The sequence below is a fragment of the Bacteriovorax sp. PP10 genome (assembly GCF_035013165.1).
Classification (GTDB): domain Bacteria; phylum Bdellovibrionota; class Bacteriovoracia; order Bacteriovoracales; family Bacteriovoracaceae; genus Bacteriovorax; species Bacteriovorax antarcticus.
In genome coordinates, this window is the sequence record NZ_JAYGJQ010000001.1 from 501,606 (window position 1) to 520,081 (window position 18,476).

The window sequence follows — 18,476 nt, forward strand, 5'->3', positions numbered from 1 at the left end:
TTTTGAGATTAGCAGCGATTTTTATTTTAGCACTTTCCATTCACCTGGCCTTTGCTCAAGAAGCAAAATCTCAGACTGCTGCTCATGAAAAATCTCTGATTGAAAAGATGCGCCCGCAGTTAATGAGCATTTTAGGGGAAGAGTGGACTGTTAAGTTGATTGGTGTGGATAAATCTATTCCAGTAGATGAAGTGCCAATGCCTAAAATTCCAAAAGTGGAAGACGATGCGAAGTCGGTTGCTATCTATGATAAAAAGGCAGACAAAATTGTTTTAAAATTAACACCAGAACAAGATCAAAAATACAACTACGCTTACATCAAAGAAGTGTACGAAGCGACGAGACAGACAAAACCAAATGATGATGAAATTGGAAAGATGATGAACGTACTTGCGCAAGGTGGGACGCGCGAAGGTGTTTATCGTTCGATGGTGCTAGATTCAGTTTATGGTGGAATGGAAAACTGGGATAAGCCGGTTAAGAGTGTAACCGCTGACTTCGCTGTGTATTTCTACGGAAAATATTTTGATAAAAAAATCGTAAAGAAAAGTTTTGAAGGGATGAGTATCTATACACTAAAAAGATTAGTGGCAGAGAAAGCTTTAGAAGTGGCGGATGCTTTTGGTGACGATCGTGATGGATTAGAGAGATGGTATGCCATCATGTCAGCTGATCTTGCGACGAGATTCCCGCAAATCTGGACGAATGCTACTAGACGTAAAACTTCTGCTCTTGAGCATAAAACTTGGGCCAGCAAAGTGCCGGTTCAACATATTAAATCAGAATTAGTGATTAAGATTCACTCTGCTTTAAACTCGATGATCTAATCCCAGAAAGGATTTTCAATTCCCGTTAAAACTTTTAGGAGTCTTTCAACTCCCAGAGCAATTCCAGATGATTCTGGGAGACCTTTTTCTAAGGCATTGTAGAGAACTGTTGGTTCTGGAAGTTTATATCCGTAAAGTTTTTCTTTTTCTTCTACTTGAAAGGCAAATCGTTCTTTTTGAATTTTCAAATCGCGAAGTTCGTTAAAGCAGTTACAAAGCTCAACACCTTTTGCATAAATTTCAAAACGCTCGCACACTCTTGGATCACTTTCTTTTAAAGTAGAAAGAGCGCTTAGGTGATTTGGGAATTCATATAAAAGTAAATAAGGATAATGAGCAAGATGAGGCTCGATCTTATTCAGGAATAATAAAAAGTAATAATCGTCCCATGAGAGTTCTTCACCCATCGTCGGAAGTGGAACGTCTTTAAAATCTTTTTCAATTAATTCTTTCAAATCCTTCTTATCTAGAAAGTTTAAAATATCAACATTGAGCATGTCAGAGAAAATTTCTTGAATCGTTGCTCTTTGAAAATTTGTTTTTAGTAAGTCTTGATCAACGGGAAGATTTTTTTCATTAAGAGAGTTTAGTGAAAATTTAAATAACTCTTCACAGTCATCCATGATTTTTGTGTAATGAGCTTTTGTTCTATACCACTCCAGCATTAAAAACTGTGGGCGGTGGTTAGAGGCATAAGGCTCATCTCTAAAAGCGTAACCAATGGTGAAGATGTCTTCAAAGCCCATCGAAAGTAATTCTTTCATGTGAAATTCAGGCGAAGTGTTTAAGTACCACGGACTAAACCTTAAAGTGTTAGCGTGACCGACCTGAAATGGGTGGATGTGAGTTTCCATTCCCGGGTTCTGCACCATCGGAGGTGGCATAACGTCGAGAAATCCCTGTCTGGAAAAAAATTGTCTTATCGCCCAAAGAAGTTGGAATTGGGCCTGTAATTTAACCTTACGCATATAATGCTTTTATATGCCAAATCCCTTGCTGTGCAAATTGAAAATATTGTAATTTTCATCTATCTTTTGGGCTCTCGAAGACTTAAACGCAATATTGCAAGGATTCTCATGGATTGGTTATATATTTTAGTTCCGCTTGTTATTATCATCGTCGCTTTTTTAGCTTTCAAAAAGAAGCCCAAAGCAGCACCTCCAAAAATCGAAACAGCAGAAAAAGTAGAAGTTGCTCACCGTCCAGAACTTCAAGAAGTTGTAAAAGAAGCAGTCGCTCCAGTTAAAAAAGAAGTTTCTTTTAGCGAGAGATTAAAACTTGGTTTAAGTAGATCGCGCTCAGAAGTTTGGGGAAAATTATCTGGATTATTCTCAGGGCCAGGCCTTGATGAAAATACAATCGATTCAATTGAAGAGCTTCTTTACAGTGCCGATATCGGGACTGCTACAGTGGGAGAATTGATTGAAGAAGTAAAAAAGAAAACCAAAGAAGGGAACTTAACTGAGAACTCTTTTAAAACTTTCTTATTCGATTTCTTAAAAAATAAAATGGCACCAGTTCAGGAAAAAGTTGATCACTCACTTTATACTTTCGATAGCTCGGCTCCAAAAACTACAAAAGTAATCATGGTTGTTGGAGTTAACGGGGCCGGAAAAACGACGACGATTGGTAAGCTGGCAACTAAGCTTCGCGCTCAAGGTGCGACAGTGGTTGTTGGTGCATGTGATACTTTTAGAGCAGCGGCCGTTGATCAACTTCAGGTTTGGTGTGACCGTGCTGGGGCAACAATGATCAGAGCGAAGGAAGGGGCGAACCCATCTGGAGTAGGTTATGACGCTCTTCAAGCAGCAGTAAATGCCAATGCGGACTATTGTATTCTCGACACAGCAGGACGTTTACATACTAAAGAAAACTTAATGGATGAGCTTGCTAAGAGTAAAAACGTACTAAAGAAAATTGATCCAACAGCACCTCATCAAATTCTGTTGGTGATTGACGCTATCACTGGGCAAAATGCTCTTCGTCAGGCCGAAGAATTCCATAAAACACTTGGCCTAACTGGCTTAATCTTCACAAAATGTGATGGGTCTTCGAAAGCTGGTAGTGCGGTTACTATTGTAGAGCAACTCAAACTTCCTATCGCTTACATTGGCGTTGGTGAAAGTGCTGAGGACTTAGATGTGTTCAACGTTGATGATTACCTGCACGCTCTATTGGGAAGCTAGTCGGTTCTTACACTATCGTGCAAGGCATTTTGTTTGACGAAAATTCGTCTATCGTTTACTCTTAATACAATGAATAACGAAAGAGAAATTCAAGAAGTTTTTGAAGTATTAGGCTATAAAATCAAGCTCAAACAAGATGAGAAGCTTGAAGGGATTAGTCCTACTGATATCGTCGGATTTGTCCAATCTGAGGCAGCTAAAATATTTAGACAGTCACCGCAGTTAGCACCACACCAGGTTGCTGTTCTGCTTGCCTTGCAATTTGCAGGTGAAAAACTGGCCATGGAAAAAGAGTATCGCGAAAATATCAATCAACTGAGGTCTACCGCAGTTGATGCTCTTCAATACATCGAAGAAGTTTCTCCCACGACCCGTTAAGAGTTTTTTTGGGAACGAAAGCAGATCTGAGAAAAAATTTGAAGTCGAGGTTGGCTTCATTATCGGATCAAGATTACTTAGAGCTAAGTCTCAAGGTGTCTGTGCTTCTCAAACATCTCTTAAACGATCTACACGTTATTCAACAACATTTAGTGATTGGAGTTTTTGCTCCCATTGAAAAAGAGCCCAAGTGGTTTTTAGACATGGAAGATGAATTAGAAAAACTCACAGCGTATCCCGCATACGCGAAAGATAGAATGGTTTTTCGTTTAGCTCCGCGAGCTGAACTTGAAATCACTCAAGACTTTGGAGTGGGGATTCTTGGACCGAAACTATCGGCGAAAGAAATGACTCCGAAGATTATAATTGTTCCCGGACTTGGATTTACTTCAGACGGAAAACGGTTAGGAAGAGGAAAAGGGTTTTACGACAGATACCTGGAAGAGGCTTCCGTTATTAAAATCGGGATTGGTTTTGAGATGCAAATCGAACAAGACATTCCAACTGATCCTCATGATGTAAAAATGGATTTCGTGGTCACTGACCATCGGATATTGAAAATAAATAGGTAAGTTAAAGGAGTTTTACATATGAACATGTTAGTAATCTTGGCAGCCGTTCTGTTTGCCATCATCGGAGTCGTAATCGGCTACGTGGTAAAGAACGCCCAAGTACAAAAAGATATTAAAGAGAAAGAAGGTAAGGGAAACGACATCGTCGAAAAAGCTAAGAAGCATGCTGACGAAGTTAAGTACAAGGCCCGTCAGGAAGCAAAAGAGATCGCTCGCGAAGAAAAAGAAAAGTCTGACCGTGAAATCGCTAACCGCACTAACGAAATCAAAAATCAAGAACGTGAAATGGCGAAAAAAGACGCCACTCTAGATCGCAAGATTGAAGAGCACGAAAAAGAAGTAAAGGTTCTTAAAGAAAAAGAAATCCAATATGAAGTTGCAAAAAAACTTCACGAAGAAGAATCACAAAGAATCAAAAATAAACAAAATGAATTCAATGAAAAATTAGCTCAGGTTGCTCAGTTAACAAAAGAAGAAGCAAAGAATGAACTTCTTCGCGCTATGGAAGAAGAAGCTCGCGTAGACTTCGGAAAAATCCTAAGACGTATTGAAGAAGAAACGAAAGAAGACGCTGAAGCTAAATCAAAAAGAATCATCGGTATCGCTATCCAGAGATTTGCTGGAGAGTACGTTGGTGAAAAAACTATTGGTTCAGTTGAGCTTCCAAGTGACGACGTTAAAGGTCGCTTAATTGGTCGTGAAGGTCGTAACATTCGTGCATTCGAGCAAATCTGCGGTGTCGATTTAATTATCGATGACACTCCGGAAGTTGTAGTTATCTCTTCATTCAACGTAGTAAGAAAAGAAATCGCAAGAATGGTAATCCAGAAGCTAATCGCCGATGGTCGTATTCACCCAGCTAAGATCGAAGAATTCCATGACAAGTCAAAAGCTGAAATGGAAAGACAGTTAAGAGACCTAGGTGAAAAAGCTCAGATGGAAATCGGAGTTCACGGTATCCACCCTGAAGTATTGAAACTTGTTGGAGCTCTTCAGTGGAGAACTTCATACACTCAAAACCAATATCAACATGCTATTGAGGCCGCATTCGTTTGTGGAGCTATGGCAGCTGAACTTGGACTAAACGTAAAACAAGCTCGTCGTGCAGCACTTCTTCACGATGTAGGTAAAGTAATCGACGCTTCTGCTGAAGGATCACACGCAGTTGTTGGTGCAGACTTCCTGAAAAAATACGGAGAGTCTCCTGATATCGTTCACGCGGTTCGTGCTCACCATGATGATGAAAAACCAGAATCAGTTCTTGCTCACTTAGTAGCAGCTTCAGATGCGCTTTCAGGAGCTCGTCCAGGTGCTAGAAAAGCAATGATGGAATCATACGTATCTCGTCTTACTGATATTGAAGATATCGTAAACTCTTTCGAAGGTGTTTCGAAGTCATACGCAATCTCTGGTGGACGTGAAGTTAGAGTATTCGTAGAAAACGATCGTGTAACGGATGAAGAAACAGTTATGCTATCTCGTGATATCGCTAAGAAGATCGAGGAAGAGATGTCGTACCCAGGTACAATTAAGATTACAGTTCTTCGTGAAACGAAAGCTGTAGGTATTGCAAAATAATTTTAAACATTGAAACGCAACTTCGGTTGCGTTTCTTTTTTCTCTTGAAAATGTAAAAGGCGAACATGGAAGATAAATTCGCACTAATCACCGGCACCTCTTCAGGTCTCGGTTTTGAAATGGCCCAATTCTTATTGGAAGAAGGCTACACTGTGATCGGCGTATCTCGCCGTGGTACTCCTCTTGATCACCCTCAATTCATCGACATTCTTTGTGATATTAAAGACGAAGCTTCAGTCGAAGAAATGTATGAGTTGATCGCTGAACACACAGAAAAACTTCATATGATCGTTTTAAACGCCGGTATTTTTGAAATGTCTCCGTTAGTAGAAACATCAACAAAAGAATTCACGGATCACCTTATGACAAACGTTGTAGGTGCTTTCCACGTTTTAAAACATTCAAATGATTTCTTAGAAGAAGATGAAACACATATCGTCTCAATCTCATCGAGTGCTTCTAAAAAAGGTCTGGCCAACATTTCAGCATTTAGTGCTTCGAAGTTTGCTTTAAATGGAATGATTGAATCATTAAGAGAAGAGTGGGCCCATCTTGGAGTTCGCTTCTCAACACTTATGCCTGGAGCAATCGCTACACCTATTTGGGATGAAGGCGATATGGAATTAGCTCGCGACCAAATGATGAGCACGGATGACTTCATGGAAGTTTTCCAAATGGTCACAAGAAGTCCAAAGCATGTTCAATTTCCGGAAATAGTTTTTCTTCATAAGAAGGGAATTGTTAAATGAAGGTCTGGAATAAACTTTCAGTTTTATCAAAGTACTACATAATTTCATTTGCTAACTTAGCAGTCTGTTTCGGAATCGTTTCTCTAATCGATAGCAATTTTGTTGATCAGATTTTCTTTTTAACAGCTTTTGTCTGGCACTTTGCACTTCAGACACCAGGATTAAGAGAAAAAGTTATGACTAATCATCATAAACTTTCATTCCTGGCCGTGATCGTAAGACTTAATCACTATCTTCAGATCTTCATTAACATCAAACGCCTGCCGTACGCTTCGTCGTTTATCAGAGCGATCTCGCCAGTCTTGTTCACACTTTTATTATTCCTTCTGGGTGGACACGGAAACGTGCTCTTTACGCTCATTGGATCGTTTTGTTTTGAAGTCGTATATGTTTACGTGAAGAAGAAAACAGATTTCTTTGGAGTTAGCCCTTTAGCGCATACAAGCGGTCTAAATACTCCGCCAGTGATTCCGAACGTAGAAAAGACCCACGAATAGTTTCGAAATCATCATAATCATCATAAAGATTACGAGAGAAAGATTTAAATCTTTTTAAGATTAAATTATCCTGCCATCCCACTTCACGGTACTCAGCTAGTAGTGCTTCAAAGTAGATTTCAAGGTGATGCTTTCTTTGATACAGCCAATAGGTGTCATCAATGTGGCCGCCTTCATTCACATATTCTTTATAAATTTTAGCAAGCCATGGAGTCTTCATTGCACTTCGACCAAACATAACAGAGTGGCATTTAGTCTCTTTGAAAATCTTTTCGATATCTTCAGCAATCCAGATATCACCATTACCAATCAGAGGAATTTTAACTTCTTCCACAGCTCTTTTAATGTAGCTCCAGTCAGCGACACCCTTATAAAGTTGATCGCGAGTGCGAGCATGCAACGTAATTGCTTCAACACCTTCATCTTGAATCAATTTTAGTGAATCACTAAAGTTAACATCGTCACGATAACCAATTCTCATCTTCACCGTGAAGTGACCTGTGAAGTTTTCACGAATTGTTTTTAAAACAAATTTCAAAGCAGTGTGATTGGATAATAAGTAAGCACCACCATGATGTGAGTTTACTTTTTTAGAAGGACAGCCAAGATTTAAATCCAGGTGATCCATTTTTAATGATTCTAATATTTCTACGACGGCCTTAGTTTGAGCGCGCTCAGTTGTGAGAATTTGAAAAGAGTTCTTCTTTCTCCATTCTTCGCGTTTTAGAATTCTTTCACCGTAATGCTCAATAATCATCTTCTCAGTAATTTTCCCGACCGTCGGCACGCGCAAAAAGTCCGTGAAGAACTGATCCCATTCAGGGAATGTCTTCATCAGAGCGATACGATACGGCTCGTCAGTAATGCCTTCCATGGGTGCGAAGAGCAGCGATTTTTTGGGAAACACGTCGAAATTATTCATTGAGCATGTTAGTATCAGGATCTCATACAAAGGAAAAGTGACTTGAAAAAAAATCTCATCGTTTCTATTGCGATTTTTATAAAAGATATCGGAGCTGAAAGCTTTAAGATGTGGACTCAAGTGCGTCTGGAAGAAGGGCCTTTGTACGGAATGCTGGAATTCCCTGGTGGGAAGATCGAAGTAGGCGAAACTCCAGAAGAGGCCTGCAGAAGAGAAGTCCATGAGGAAGTCGGAGTTCTGCTTCCGACCGATGAAAAATTGGTTTTATTTAAATACCAGGATTACTCAGTCGAGAATAAGAATATTTGTTTATTCGTGTTCCTATCAAAATTCGCTGACTTCGAAGCGGAAAAAGGTGACTGGCACGTCATTAATTACGCAGAGAAATCTGATTATTTACAGGGTAAAATTCCACCGATTAATCATGTTATTATCGACGAATTAGCGGTATATATTAAAAATCAATTTGATGCAGGACTTACAGACTTATTATGGCAACAGCAGCTTCCATGAAAATCATTGCAGACTTTTTTCTTTTATCAGTGGCCTGGTCTTTGGTTTTATTTTCACCAATCGCTTCAGCAAAATTAACAGGTGCTGGATTAATCAAACTTTTAACTAACACAGCAATCGGTGCTTTAGTGATCTCGATGGTTGTTCAAGGAATTTCTGCAGAAGGAATGGGAAGCCTTACTTTTGGTTTAAAAGCAATCGGACTTCTAGGATTCATCTTAATCACAACATTTCACACTGACGATAAATCTCCACTGATGTGGGTGATCTATGGGATTTTATCAGTACTGTTTGCATACTTAATTTGCGGACTGGTAAGCTTCCAGTTAATCCCATCTTTATTTATTATTTCAGCAAGTTTACTTTTAGGCGTGATCACATACGCGATGCTGCTTGGGCATTGGTACCTTGTTGTTCCAAAGCTAAGTGCACATCCATTAAAGATCGCAGCGATCATTACATGGGTTATCCTTGCCATTAAAATTATCTGGAGTGGTTACACTCTTTACTCTCACTACGACTTCTTCGAAGAGCAGACTCAATTAGGTGCAGGATATGCATTTAACTGGATGCTTTTAACAATGAGAGTTTCATTTGGTTATTTAGTGATTCTTGGAATGAGTATCTTCAACTGGAAACTTTTACAGTTAAGATCAATTCAAAGTTCTACTGGTATTTTATACGCGATGACTTTCTTTGTTTTTATTGGCGAGATGGTTTCAACTTATATTTATTTTAATTACGGACTTTTCATATGATGACAGTACTCTTCACATGTAAAAATTGTGGTTCAGCTATTCACGTTTACCCTTCAGTCGACGCTCACAAAATTCAGTGTGATGTTTGTCAGGCCGAGCAGGAAGTGAAATTCGACCACAACCATGAGCAAAGCATTTTAAAAGACTGCCCATCATGCGAACGTAAAGACTTTTACTCTCAAAAAGATTTCAACCGTAAATTAGGTGTAATGCTTTTCGTAGCAGCAGCAGTGATTTCAACAATCATGCTTTATTACGGAATCAATCCGATTTGGTACCTAAGTACGTTCATCGTTTTATACGCACTAGACTTCGTATTGTTCAGAAGGCTGAAGCAGATCGCTATCTGCTACAAATGTCAGACGATTTTCAAAGAAGTAGCGAACATTGACGAAATTCCAGGGTTTAATCACGAAATGAATGATCGCATCATTTATTCGGACCATAACTTCCATGGTAAGCCGCTAGATCATTGATAATTGGTGGGCGTTAGACTTGATCGGAACATTCCTGTATAATAGATAAATTAGATTTTGTTTAATCTTTTACTAACTTAACCAGGACTTCTCCATAAATCCCCCGCTTGAACTCTTTACGTCTTCTTACGAAATCCTTGCTCTATTAATATGTTTCATTGCGGCCGCATTTTTCTCAGCAGCTGAAGCCGCTCTGTTATCAATTGGGGTCGATCGCGCTCGCCAGTTGATCGAGGAAGGTGGATCTAAAGGAAAGGCCATGGCCTTCATGATCCTAAGACCGTCGGAGCTTCTAGCAACCATCCTGGTTGGTAACACTATCGCAAACATTCTGGCAGGTTCGATTACGACTGCTATCACGGCTTCTTATACTGGAAGCAATATCGCTGGTATCGCCCTTGGGGTGACAACAGTTATCATTTTAATTTTCGGAGAGATCATTCCAAAAACTATTGGAAGAAATCACGCTGAAAAATTCTCTGTCATTGTTATTCGTACACTTCAAGTCATGTTCTATTTAATTTATCCGGTGATTAAATCTATCGTATGGTTTATTGGGACAATTCTGGGAGACAACGCTGAAGTCTCAGGAAGAATGGTTACGAAAAACGATATTGAATTCATGATTTCGAAAGCAGAAAAAGAAAGAACGATGGATTCAAAACAAATCGATCTTCTGTCTTCAATTCTTGAATTTCCAATGATCAAAGTTAAAGACATCATGATTTCAAGAGTGAGAGTGAACTATGGACAAGTCCATTGGTCATTCGATGAAATGATGAAATACGCCCGCGAAACTGAAAACTCTAGATACCCTGTGGTTGATGGAGAGTTAGAAAACATCGTAGGGTTTCTTCACGTGAAAGATTTAGCTTTCGTGACTGATGAAGAAAAAAAGAACTTCAAATTAGAGAAACTTTTAAAGCCACCATTCTTCGTTTACGAACACATGAAGATTCAATCGGTCTTCGATCACATGAACAGGAAGAAGGTTCACTTAGCATTAGTTAAGGATGAAAACGGAACTGTGGTAGGAATTGTGACATTAGAAGATATTATCGAAGAAATTTTCGGTGAGATCCATGATGAGCATGATGATGTTGAAGAGATTGAAAAAGGGCTGGAAGAAGCTAATCTTACTGATGGTATCGTTGTAGACGGTGATATCTCTTTAAGAGAACTTTATAACGACTATGATATTAAAGTTCCTCTGAACGATAACTATTCGACGCTAGCTGGCTTTCTTTTAGATATGCTAGGGAATACATTTCCAGAACCAGAACAAATTATTGTCTGGGAAGGTTTATCGTTTAACTTGGAAATCGTAGAAGACAGTGTGATTAAACAAGTTCGTATCAAAGATGTCGGTGGAGAAAAACATATTTTCTCTAAGAAAGAACATGCTGAACGAGTTGAAAAAAATGACATTGAAGCTTCATTGCATCTTCACGAAAAAGACTAGGCAATCAAAATGAAAATTCACGACGTAGCTGTTATAGGTGGTGGTTCTGCTGGGGCCATGGCCGCTTTACGAGTTGTTTTAAACAATGACGAATGTCTTTTTTTCCCCGGTTCACCGAAAGATAAAAAACGCTCACGTGCTTTTTGGGTATCTAAAGTTGAAAATATGCCAGGGCATCTTCAATACAAAAAAGGGATCGAAGAACCAAACAAAGAAAATCTTGATTGGTTAACTACCGGCCCGTTCAAAGAAAAATTCATCTGGAAAAAGAATACTGGTGTAACGAGTATATCAAAAAACGAAGATGGAACTTTCACCCTTGTTGATAATAAAAATGAAACTTACCAAGCTAGATACGTTATCCTTTGCACTGGTGTAATGGACGTTCAGCCCATCATTAACGGAACGATTGAGACAATCTATCCGTACGCCAATATTCAATTAGCAGACTATTGTATGCGTTGTGATGGACATCATGTTCTCGATAAAAAAGTCGCGATCTTTGGTCACAACTCAGCAGCCGTTTGGGTTGGAATTATTTTACATGAACGCTACAACAGTCCGGTTACGATTTTAACGAATGGTGAAATACCTGTGTTTGATGAAGAAGTCACAACACTCATGAAGAGATATAATTTTACAGTGGTAACCGAACCAATCACACAGATTATTGGTGAACCAAAGAATAAAATTTTAAATGGATTTATTTGCGGCGATAAAAAAGTTGAAGCTGATTTTGCTTTCATTTCACTAGGCATGATTGTCTATAACGAATTGGCCAAAATGGTTAACGCAAATCTTGATCAAAGAGGTTTTGTTACCACTGACAACAAGGGAAAATCATCTGTAGAGGGTCTGTATGTTGCCGGCGATCTGCGCGCAAACATGAAGAAACAGATATATACAGCATGGGATATGGCCGTTGATTCAGCGGATGAAATAAATCTATTGATACGTCGAAAAAAGCGAACTGAAACAACACTATTATAGTGGTTCGGTAAACGCATGAAGGGTGTATGGTTAAAGAGTAGAGAGAGTCATTAATAAAAATTCTTTCTATTTGTATAAACAGGGAACTTAAAAAATTCCAGTCAGCCACGGAGGATGACAACATGAAGCCTTTCAATACTGAAGACATGGTTCAAGAAGCGGCATCGGAAATCCAGAGAATCGCTCCTAAAAATTCACAAGTAGACATCGACGTAATTGAAGATCCCGCTGGACACTTTAGTACGCACATCAAGCTCATCACAAAAACTAAAACTTATTTTGCAAAAAAGGATGACATGTTTTTGTATAAAAGTTTTTCAAAAGCAATCAGAGCTATTAAAACTCAAATTGCAAAAAAACGTCATAATCATATTCATAAACAAGTGGGTCTGAAGAGAACTAAGTTCTCAATGCCTTAATCAAAAATTCACCTTTTATCTATAACAAGAGGGTCCCACTGGGGCCCTTTTTTTATTCTCCATATTTTTTATTGACATCATTTGACCTCCTAAGAAATACTTAATGAAATTTAATTCCAGGGAACAAATGAAACTCTTTCTAATATCTATTTTGATAATGGGTCTTTTTGGTTGTGGCGGCGAAATTAAATCAAGCCTTTCGAAAAACACTCCAGGTGCACAACAAGATAAATTAAAAATTAATGTTTTCGAATTAACCTTTCATAGACTGTTAGGATCATGTACTTCTCTGCCGATTTCTCATCGCATGCTTTCATTTGCACCAATCATGATAACTCCAGTTGCTGGAGAGTACTTTATTGGAGCGATGGAAGTTATTCTTGATGAACAAAGTGGAACATATAAGGCCCTTTATCGTGAGTATCCAAACTTAAACAATACTGATCAATCACAATTTCAAATCACACTAAATGGTCATTTTGAAATTATCAAAGCACCTACAGATGCGACTAACGATAAATTGATTATGGAAAACGTTGGAATGATCACACCAACGATACAAGGAAAGACTGTCACTTTTATTTTAGAGTTAGACCAAGAGATCAATAAATCGCTTAGTCAGAACGATGTTCCGGGAAGAGTTGCTCTTGGGAGCACTCCGCTTATAGATGATAATTGTTTACTTTAAAGGAGTGATTTCGACATCACCCAAAACTTTCGCACGACAAGATAATCGTACTGTTTTTCCGGGGTATTCGGCCTGAAGGTGAGTAACCGTATCAGTTTCCACTACGCCCATTGGAGATAAGTTTTCGATTCCTTTAACAACATGGATACGGCAAGAGCCGCATGAGCCCGCTAAACAGCCGTGAGGCAACTGTAAACCCTGACGGTCAAGCTCGTCATAGAGTATCTGACTTAAATTAACTTTATATTCCCTGGGCGCTGATGAACCTTTTTCATTGGCAGGATCTAAATGTACTAACACGGTGGGCATATTTTTTTTATCCTTCAGCGAATAATATCTCCTCAATTGTAAAACACGATGCAAAATTATCCAACTCAAAAGTGAGGAATGAAATGTTTACCTTCGAAAAATTATACTCAATGGGCCATGAGCAAGTTGTCTTCTTCTCAGACCCTTCATGTAACCTAAAAGCAATTATTGCTATTCACAACACAACACTAGGACCTGCTCTTGGTGGAACGAGAATGTGGAATTACGCAACTATTGATGAAGCTATTGAAGATGCTCTACGTTTATCACGTGGAATGACTTACAAAAACGCAATCTCTGGTCTTCACCTTGGTGGTGGTAAAGCGGTTATCATTGGAGATCCTGCAAAGGATAAGTCAGAAGCGCTTTTTAGATCATACGGAAGATTCGTTGAATCACTTAACGGCCGTTACATTACAGCTGAAGACGTGAACACAACTGTTGATGATATGGAATATATCTTCTCTGAAACAAACAACGTAACTGGTGTTGCCGAAATTAACGGTGGATCAGGAAACCCATCTCCTTGGACAGCACGTGGTGTATTCCGTGGAATGGAAGCAAGCTGTTTAAAAGTTTTCGGTGACAGATCTCTTAAAGGAAAAGTTGTTGCTCTTCAAGGTGCTGGTTCTGTAGGAACTCACTTGGGAAGACACCTTTACGAATCAGGAGCGAAAGTTCTTTTCACTGACATGAACGAAGCAAACATTGCTCGTTTTAAAGAAGCAGTACCAAACGCTGAATTCGTAGCTCTTAACGACATCTATGACGTTAAAGCTGATATCTATGCTCCATGTGCTCTTGGTGCAACTATTAACGACCAAACAATCGATAGACTAAAAGTTAAAATCGTTTGTGGTGCTGCTAACAACCAACTTGCAGAAAACCGTCACGGAGATATGTTAAAAGAAAAAAATATTCTTTACGCTCCAGACTACCTAATCAACGCTGGTGGAGTAATGAACGTATCAATCGAATTCGAAGGTTGGAACGCAGAAAAAGCAACGAAGATGGTAGACAAGATTTACGATACAACTCTTAAAATCTTCAAATTATCAGAAGAGCAAAACATTCCAGTTTATAAAGCAACTGACTTAATGGCAGAGCAAAGAATTCAATCGATCAAGAACATCAGAGGTAAATACCTAGGAAATCTTGCTCATAGATTCCCAGGACGTAAATCTAACTAATTTTCTTTTAAATATGGACACCAAACTAACTGTTTTGGTGTCCATTTTTTCCTCTTCCTTCCGCCCTTTGAGAATTCCGACTAATTCCCGCTATAATGATAATTGAGGTCAGATGATCCCGATTAAGTCGTTTATTAAAACATTTTTATTCCTAACTGTTCTGCTTGTAGTGGGATGTGTGGGTAAAACCCAAAGTGATCCTCCTGCAGGATCTCCTGAAGTCGTAAATCGTTTGATCGCCAACAATATCACGCCACCTGATTTTCAATCCCGTAGTCAATCAATCATCACGTTAAGCTATACAAGCGTTGATAATGATCTCGCGACAAGTTGTACGCTTTCACACTTAAGCAACGTCACAGTGACTCAAGCATGCAGCTGTGATGGACTGGGTGTGTGTAATGTTGGTGTGACGGGGATTGCAGCTAATACAGGTGCAGGAAGTTTTTCTTATAACCTGGTTGCTGGTGGTAAAACATCAACTACTGGTAAAGCGAATTTCAATATCACGGCACCTCCGGCCGGAAGTAATGTTCCGCCGACGATTAAGTCAATTGATCCTCAGAGAACATATGAAAATATTCCAACATCGGCCATCTCATTTACCATAGGAGATACTGATTCAGTTGTGGCCTGTTCAGATGTAACAGCAACATCGACAAATACAACTTTGATTCCAGTTGCGAATATTGTGATTACTGGGAGTGCGCCAACTTGTTATGTGACGATTACGCCGGTAGTACACCTGTTAGGGTCAAGTAATATTGTCCTAACGTTAACAGATAAAGGAGCTCCACTTCCAGCGAAGACAGCAACTTCTTCATTTACATTAACTGTCGATCCAGTGAATGATGCTCCAACTATTAGTACAATTACTCCCAAGAACACAGCAGAAGATACCACTCTTTCAGGAGTTGCTTTTACAATTGCAGATATCGATTCAACACTGTCATGTTCGAGTGTCACTGCGGTTTCTTCAAATACGAGTTTAGTTTCTAATAACAATATTACAATTACTGGAACTGCTCCGAACTGTTTCATTGCAATGTCTCCGACTTTAAACCAATCAGGAACAACGAACATTACACTGACAGTAACTGATACTGCTAAAACAGCATCGACAGTTCTGGCATTAACGGTGGATGCTGTAAATGATCCTCCGGTTGTCGCAACGATTGCGACTCAAAACACTATTGAAAATATTGCTAAGGCAGTGAACTTTACTATCACTGATGTAGATTCAAATTTAACTTGTAACGGGAGTGTCGTGGTCACATCTTCTAATACAACATTAGTTCCAAATACCAATGTTGTTTTAACAGGGATTGCACCAAATTGTACGGCAACGATCACACCGGCCAATAACCAATATGGATCAGCAACTTTAACAGTCACTGCTTCGGATAATGGTTTTCCTATGCCGATTCAGACTGCCAGTACATCTTTTAGCTTCTTAGTGGCCCAGGTTAATAAAGCACCAACAATTTCCAGCATCACTAATAAAACGACTAATGAAGACACGGCCATTTCAGGAATTGCCTTTACGATTGCCGACACGGATTCAACAATTTATTGCAATAACGTAACTGGAACCTCATCAAATACTGCAGTTGTTCCCAATGGAAATATTGTTGTGACAGGAACGGCACCCAATTGTACAGCGACGATTACTCCAACGGCGAATGCCTATGGATCAAGCACGATTACTCTGACGTTAAATGATAATGGAACACCAATGCCAGCGATGACAGCGACGTCTGTTTTCAATTTAACGGTGAGTGCAGTCAACGATGTACCGACCATTTCAAGTATTACAAATAAAACAACGAGTGAAGGGGCAGCGATTACGGCAGTGGCCTTTACGATTAACGACAGTGATTCAACTCTTTCTTGTACCAGCAGTGTGACAGTGAGTTCATCAAATACAGCTTTAATTCCCAACGCAAATGTCACTTTTGCGGGAACTGCTCCTAATTGTACTTTAAACATTACTCCGGCAGCAGCTCTAAATGGAAATGCAACATTAACTCTGACTCTGACGGATAATGGAACTCCACTGCCAGCACTGACAGCGACAACTTCATTTGGCGTGACAGTTACACAGGTGAATCATGCTCCGACAATCTCGGCCATCACGACTAAAACAACAAATGAAGATACGGCCTTGACTGGCATTGCCTTTACGATTGCTGACTCTGATTCAACAGTGGCCTGCAGTAACGTAGTAGGGACATCGACCAACACAACACTCGTTCCCAATGTTAATATCGTTATTACTGGAACAGCACCAAACTGTTTAGCGGCGATTACACCAGTTGCCAATGGCAATGGATCATCTGCAATTACACTAACACTGACGGATAATGGAACTCCATTACCAGCACAAACAGCGACTTCTATTTTTACTTTTAATGTAACGGCGGTTAACGACACTCCAACTATTTCAGCCATTACTTCTAAGTCGACTGATGAAGACGTAGCCACTAATGCTATCGCATTTACGATTACAGATATTGATTCAACACTTAACTGTAGTGGTAGTGTTGCGGGAACTTCAACGAACACGACTTTAATTCCCAATGCTAATATCGTCATCAGTGGTACTGCTCCAAACTGTTCAGCAGTCATCACTCCTGACTTAAATCAAAGTGGATCAGCTACGATCACTTTGACATTAACAGATAATGGAACGCCAATGCCTGGACTGACAGCGACAACAGCATTCAGTGTAACAGTGGCAGCAGTTCCGGATCTTTCAGGGACTTTAACTCTTGCTAATAATTTAATTGGAATTGCTTCATCGTATTCAACAAACACTTACGCGCGAACTTTAAAATTCGACGGGCTTTCTTCTGATGAAAGCTTCAGCTCAATTGAAGTATGTCTAGGAACTGCAGCTGGATCTTGTGATGTAAGTTCATGGGTGGAAGCAACTGGAGTGACGCCAGGTGGATCAGCTCCATCAATTACCTATACGGGAAATTACAGAATGAAGAGTGGAGTCGGGGGAGCGCAGACTTTCTCTTTAACTCCATCTTGCGGATCAACGACTAATTATTACTATTCCATCAGAGGAACAAATGCCTCAGCAAAAATATCGAATGTCGTGAGCACTCCGGCCTGGTCTTTCTGGGAACCGACATGTATGGGAACTGGACTTGCGATGTGGTTGGATGCAATGGAGACAAGTACGATCACGGTCGCAACAGGTGTTTCGAATTGGACGGATAAATCTACTAACGGAAGAACTGTGACTCAACCTACAGCTGGAAGACAGCCGGCCTACTCATTAACAGCATTCGGAACTGGCCTTCCAGGTGTCACATTCGATGGTGTTCAAAATACAACCAACGGAGACACTCTTACTCGTGCTTCTTTTATCTACGCTCAAGGTGGAGCAACGGTATTTTCAGTTTTAAAAGCAGCAAGTAATCCTGCCAGTAGATTTGTTTTTGGAGAAGGTGGAACTTCAGCAAATACAACTTATGCTCCTTTTGCCACCACAACTTCTAATACACTTTCAGGTCAAATTATTAATACGGCAGGAGCAACTGAACTTCCTCTTCCTGCAAGTACTGGAACATTATTTGATGGCTCTATTAAGATTGGAGCGATTGAAGATGCAGGGAATTCTTATGCATCTTATGTGAATGGATTATCTGCAGTCGCAGCGACAGGCTATACAAGAGGAGCTTCAACAATCACTCAATTTCGTTTAGGTGCCAGATATAGAAATGCTGATGTGGGATGGATGAGCGGAACGCTGGGAGAGTTTATTGTCACCAATGGTGTTGCGAGCACGCTCAATAGACAGCGCCTTGAAGGATACTCTGCTCACAAGTGGGGAGTAAGTACTAACTTACCGGCAGGACATCCTTATCTTACGACTCCTCCTTAATCTTACCCGACTAAAACATTTGTCCAAGAGGTTATCCTTACCGCATAGGAAGTCGTCTCGTATT

At 39.8% G+C, this 18,476-nt stretch carries 19 protein-coding genes; 16 read left to right on the forward strand and 3 right to left on the reverse strand.

Features of this window, described 5'->3' with window-relative positions; genetic code table 11:
- Positions 1-2 precede the first annotated feature (2 nt).
- The gene (locus SHI21_RS02405) at positions 3-827 is read left to right on the forward strand and encodes a hypothetical protein (RefSeq protein ID WP_323574520.1); all 825 of its coding nucleotides are present in this window, start codon (positions 3-5) and stop codon (positions 825-827) included.
- On the opposite strand, the gene SHI21_RS02410 is transcribed toward SHI21_RS02405, so the two are convergent.
- The gene (locus SHI21_RS02410; RefSeq protein WP_323574521.1) at positions 824-1,795 is read right to left on the reverse strand and encodes an amino acid--tRNA ligase-related protein; all 972 of its coding nucleotides are present in this window, start codon (positions 1,793-1,795) and stop codon (positions 824-826) included. The two genes, SHI21_RS02405 and SHI21_RS02410, sit on opposite strands and share 4 nt — an antisense overlap.
- Positions 1,796-1,903: 108 nt before the next feature.
- On the opposite strand from SHI21_RS02410, the gene ftsY reads away from it, so the two are divergent.
- From ftsY to SHI21_RS02440, 6 genes are all read left to right on the forward strand, one after another.
- Positions 1,904-3,013 carry a signal recognition particle-docking protein FtsY gene (gene ftsY / locus SHI21_RS02415; protein ID WP_323574522.1) on the forward strand — a complete coding sequence of 370 codons (1,110 nt, stop codon included), beginning with the start codon at positions 1,904-1,906 and terminating at the stop codon, positions 3,011-3,013.
- 69 nt (positions 3,014-3,082) lie between these two features.
- Positions 3,083-3,391, forward strand: a complete 309-nt coding sequence (locus tag SHI21_RS02420; RefSeq protein WP_323574523.1) for a hypothetical protein — start codon at positions 3,083-3,085, stop codon at positions 3,389-3,391.
- Positions 3,392-3,399: 8 nt separating this feature from the next.
- Positions 3,400-3,963 (forward strand): 5-formyltetrahydrofolate cyclo-ligase, encoded by a 564-nt coding sequence (locus tag SHI21_RS02425; protein WP_323574524.1) that lies wholly within the window; start codon positions 3,400-3,402, stop codon positions 3,961-3,963.
- Positions 3,964-3,981: 18 nt separating this feature from the next.
- Positions 3,982-5,541 carry a ribonuclease Y gene (gene rny, locus SHI21_RS02430; protein WP_323574525.1) on the forward strand — a complete coding sequence of 520 codons (1,560 nt, stop codon included), beginning with the start codon at positions 3,982-3,984 and terminating at the stop codon, positions 5,539-5,541.
- A 65-nt stretch (positions 5,542-5,606) separates the two neighbouring features.
- A complete protein-coding gene (locus SHI21_RS02435; RefSeq protein WP_323574526.1) occupies positions 5,607-6,290 on the forward strand; it encodes an SDR family NAD(P)-dependent oxidoreductase in 684 nt (227 codons plus the stop codon).
- Entirely contained in the window at positions 6,287-6,787 is a 501-nt protein-coding gene (locus tag SHI21_RS02440; RefSeq protein ID WP_323574527.1) for a hypothetical protein, read from the forward strand. Before SHI21_RS02435 ends, SHI21_RS02440 begins: the two co-directional genes overlap by 4 nt.
- Here SHI21_RS02440 and SHI21_RS02445 read toward each other — a convergent pair.
- The gene (locus SHI21_RS02445; RefSeq protein WP_323574528.1) at positions 6,714-7,709 is read right to left on the reverse strand and encodes a tRNA dihydrouridine synthase; all 996 of its coding nucleotides are present in this window, start codon (positions 7,707-7,709) and stop codon (positions 6,714-6,716) included. The two genes, SHI21_RS02440 and SHI21_RS02445, sit on opposite strands and share 74 nt — an antisense overlap.
- Positions 7,710-7,751: 42 nt before the next feature.
- Between SHI21_RS02445 and SHI21_RS02450 the strand changes: the two genes are divergently transcribed.
- The 7 genes from SHI21_RS02450 to SHI21_RS02480 all read left to right on the forward strand — a co-directional run bounded on the left by SHI21_RS02450 (position 7,752) and on the right by SHI21_RS02480 (position 13,015).
- Entirely contained in the window at positions 7,752-8,222 is a 471-nt protein-coding gene (locus SHI21_RS02450; RefSeq protein ID WP_323574529.1) for an NUDIX hydrolase, read from the forward strand.
- Positions 8,201-8,980, forward strand: coding sequence for a hypothetical protein (locus SHI21_RS02455; protein WP_323574530.1), 780 nt, complete (start codon positions 8,201-8,203; stop codon positions 8,978-8,980). The genes SHI21_RS02450 and SHI21_RS02455 overlap by 22 nt, the downstream gene beginning before the upstream one ends.
- Positions 8,977-9,456 (forward strand): hypothetical protein, encoded by a 480-nt coding sequence (locus tag SHI21_RS02460; protein WP_323574531.1) that lies wholly within the window; start codon positions 8,977-8,979, stop codon positions 9,454-9,456. The genes SHI21_RS02455 and SHI21_RS02460 overlap by 4 nt, the downstream gene beginning before the upstream one ends.
- 193 nt (positions 9,457-9,649) lie before the next feature.
- On the forward strand, positions 9,650-10,918 hold the full coding sequence (locus tag SHI21_RS02465) for a hemolysin family protein (RefSeq protein ID WP_323576255.1): 1,269 nt from the start codon (positions 9,650-9,652) through the stop codon (positions 10,916-10,918).
- Positions 10,919-10,927: 9 nt separating this feature from the next.
- On the forward strand, positions 10,928-11,908 hold the full coding sequence (locus SHI21_RS02470; protein ID WP_323574532.1) for an NAD(P)/FAD-dependent oxidoreductase: 981 nt from the start codon (positions 10,928-10,930) through the stop codon (positions 11,906-11,908).
- A 122-nt stretch (positions 11,909-12,030) separates the two neighbouring features.
- Positions 12,031-12,327 carry a hypothetical protein gene (locus tag SHI21_RS02475; RefSeq protein WP_323574533.1) on the forward strand — a complete coding sequence of 99 codons (297 nt, stop codon included), beginning with the start codon at positions 12,031-12,033 and terminating at the stop codon, positions 12,325-12,327.
- A gap of 127 nt (positions 12,328-12,454) precedes the next feature.
- A complete protein-coding gene (locus SHI21_RS02480; RefSeq protein WP_323574534.1) occupies positions 12,455-13,015 on the forward strand; it encodes a hypothetical protein in 561 nt (186 codons plus the stop codon).
- Here the strand turns inward: SHI21_RS02480 and SHI21_RS02485 are convergent.
- Positions 13,007-13,378 carry a 2Fe-2S iron-sulfur cluster binding domain-containing protein gene (locus tag SHI21_RS02485; protein WP_323574535.1) on the reverse strand — a complete coding sequence of 124 codons (372 nt, stop codon included), beginning with the start codon at positions 13,376-13,378 and terminating at the stop codon, positions 13,007-13,009. The two genes, SHI21_RS02480 and SHI21_RS02485, sit on opposite strands and share 9 nt — an antisense overlap.
- 29 nt (positions 13,379-13,407) lie before the next feature.
- Here SHI21_RS02485 and SHI21_RS02490 point away from each other — a divergent pair, with 29 nt between their 5' ends.
- Both SHI21_RS02490 and SHI21_RS02495 read left to right on the forward strand, forming a co-directional pair.
- Positions 13,408-14,514 (forward strand): Glu/Leu/Phe/Val family dehydrogenase, encoded by a 1,107-nt coding sequence (locus SHI21_RS02490; protein WP_323574536.1) that lies wholly within the window; start codon positions 13,408-13,410, stop codon positions 14,512-14,514.
- A 112-nt stretch (positions 14,515-14,626) separates the two neighbouring features.
- Positions 14,627-18,412 (forward strand): beta strand repeat-containing protein, encoded by a 3,786-nt coding sequence (locus SHI21_RS02495; RefSeq protein ID WP_323574537.1) that lies wholly within the window; start codon positions 14,627-14,629, stop codon positions 18,410-18,412.
- Positions 18,413-18,476: the final 64 nt, after the last annotated feature.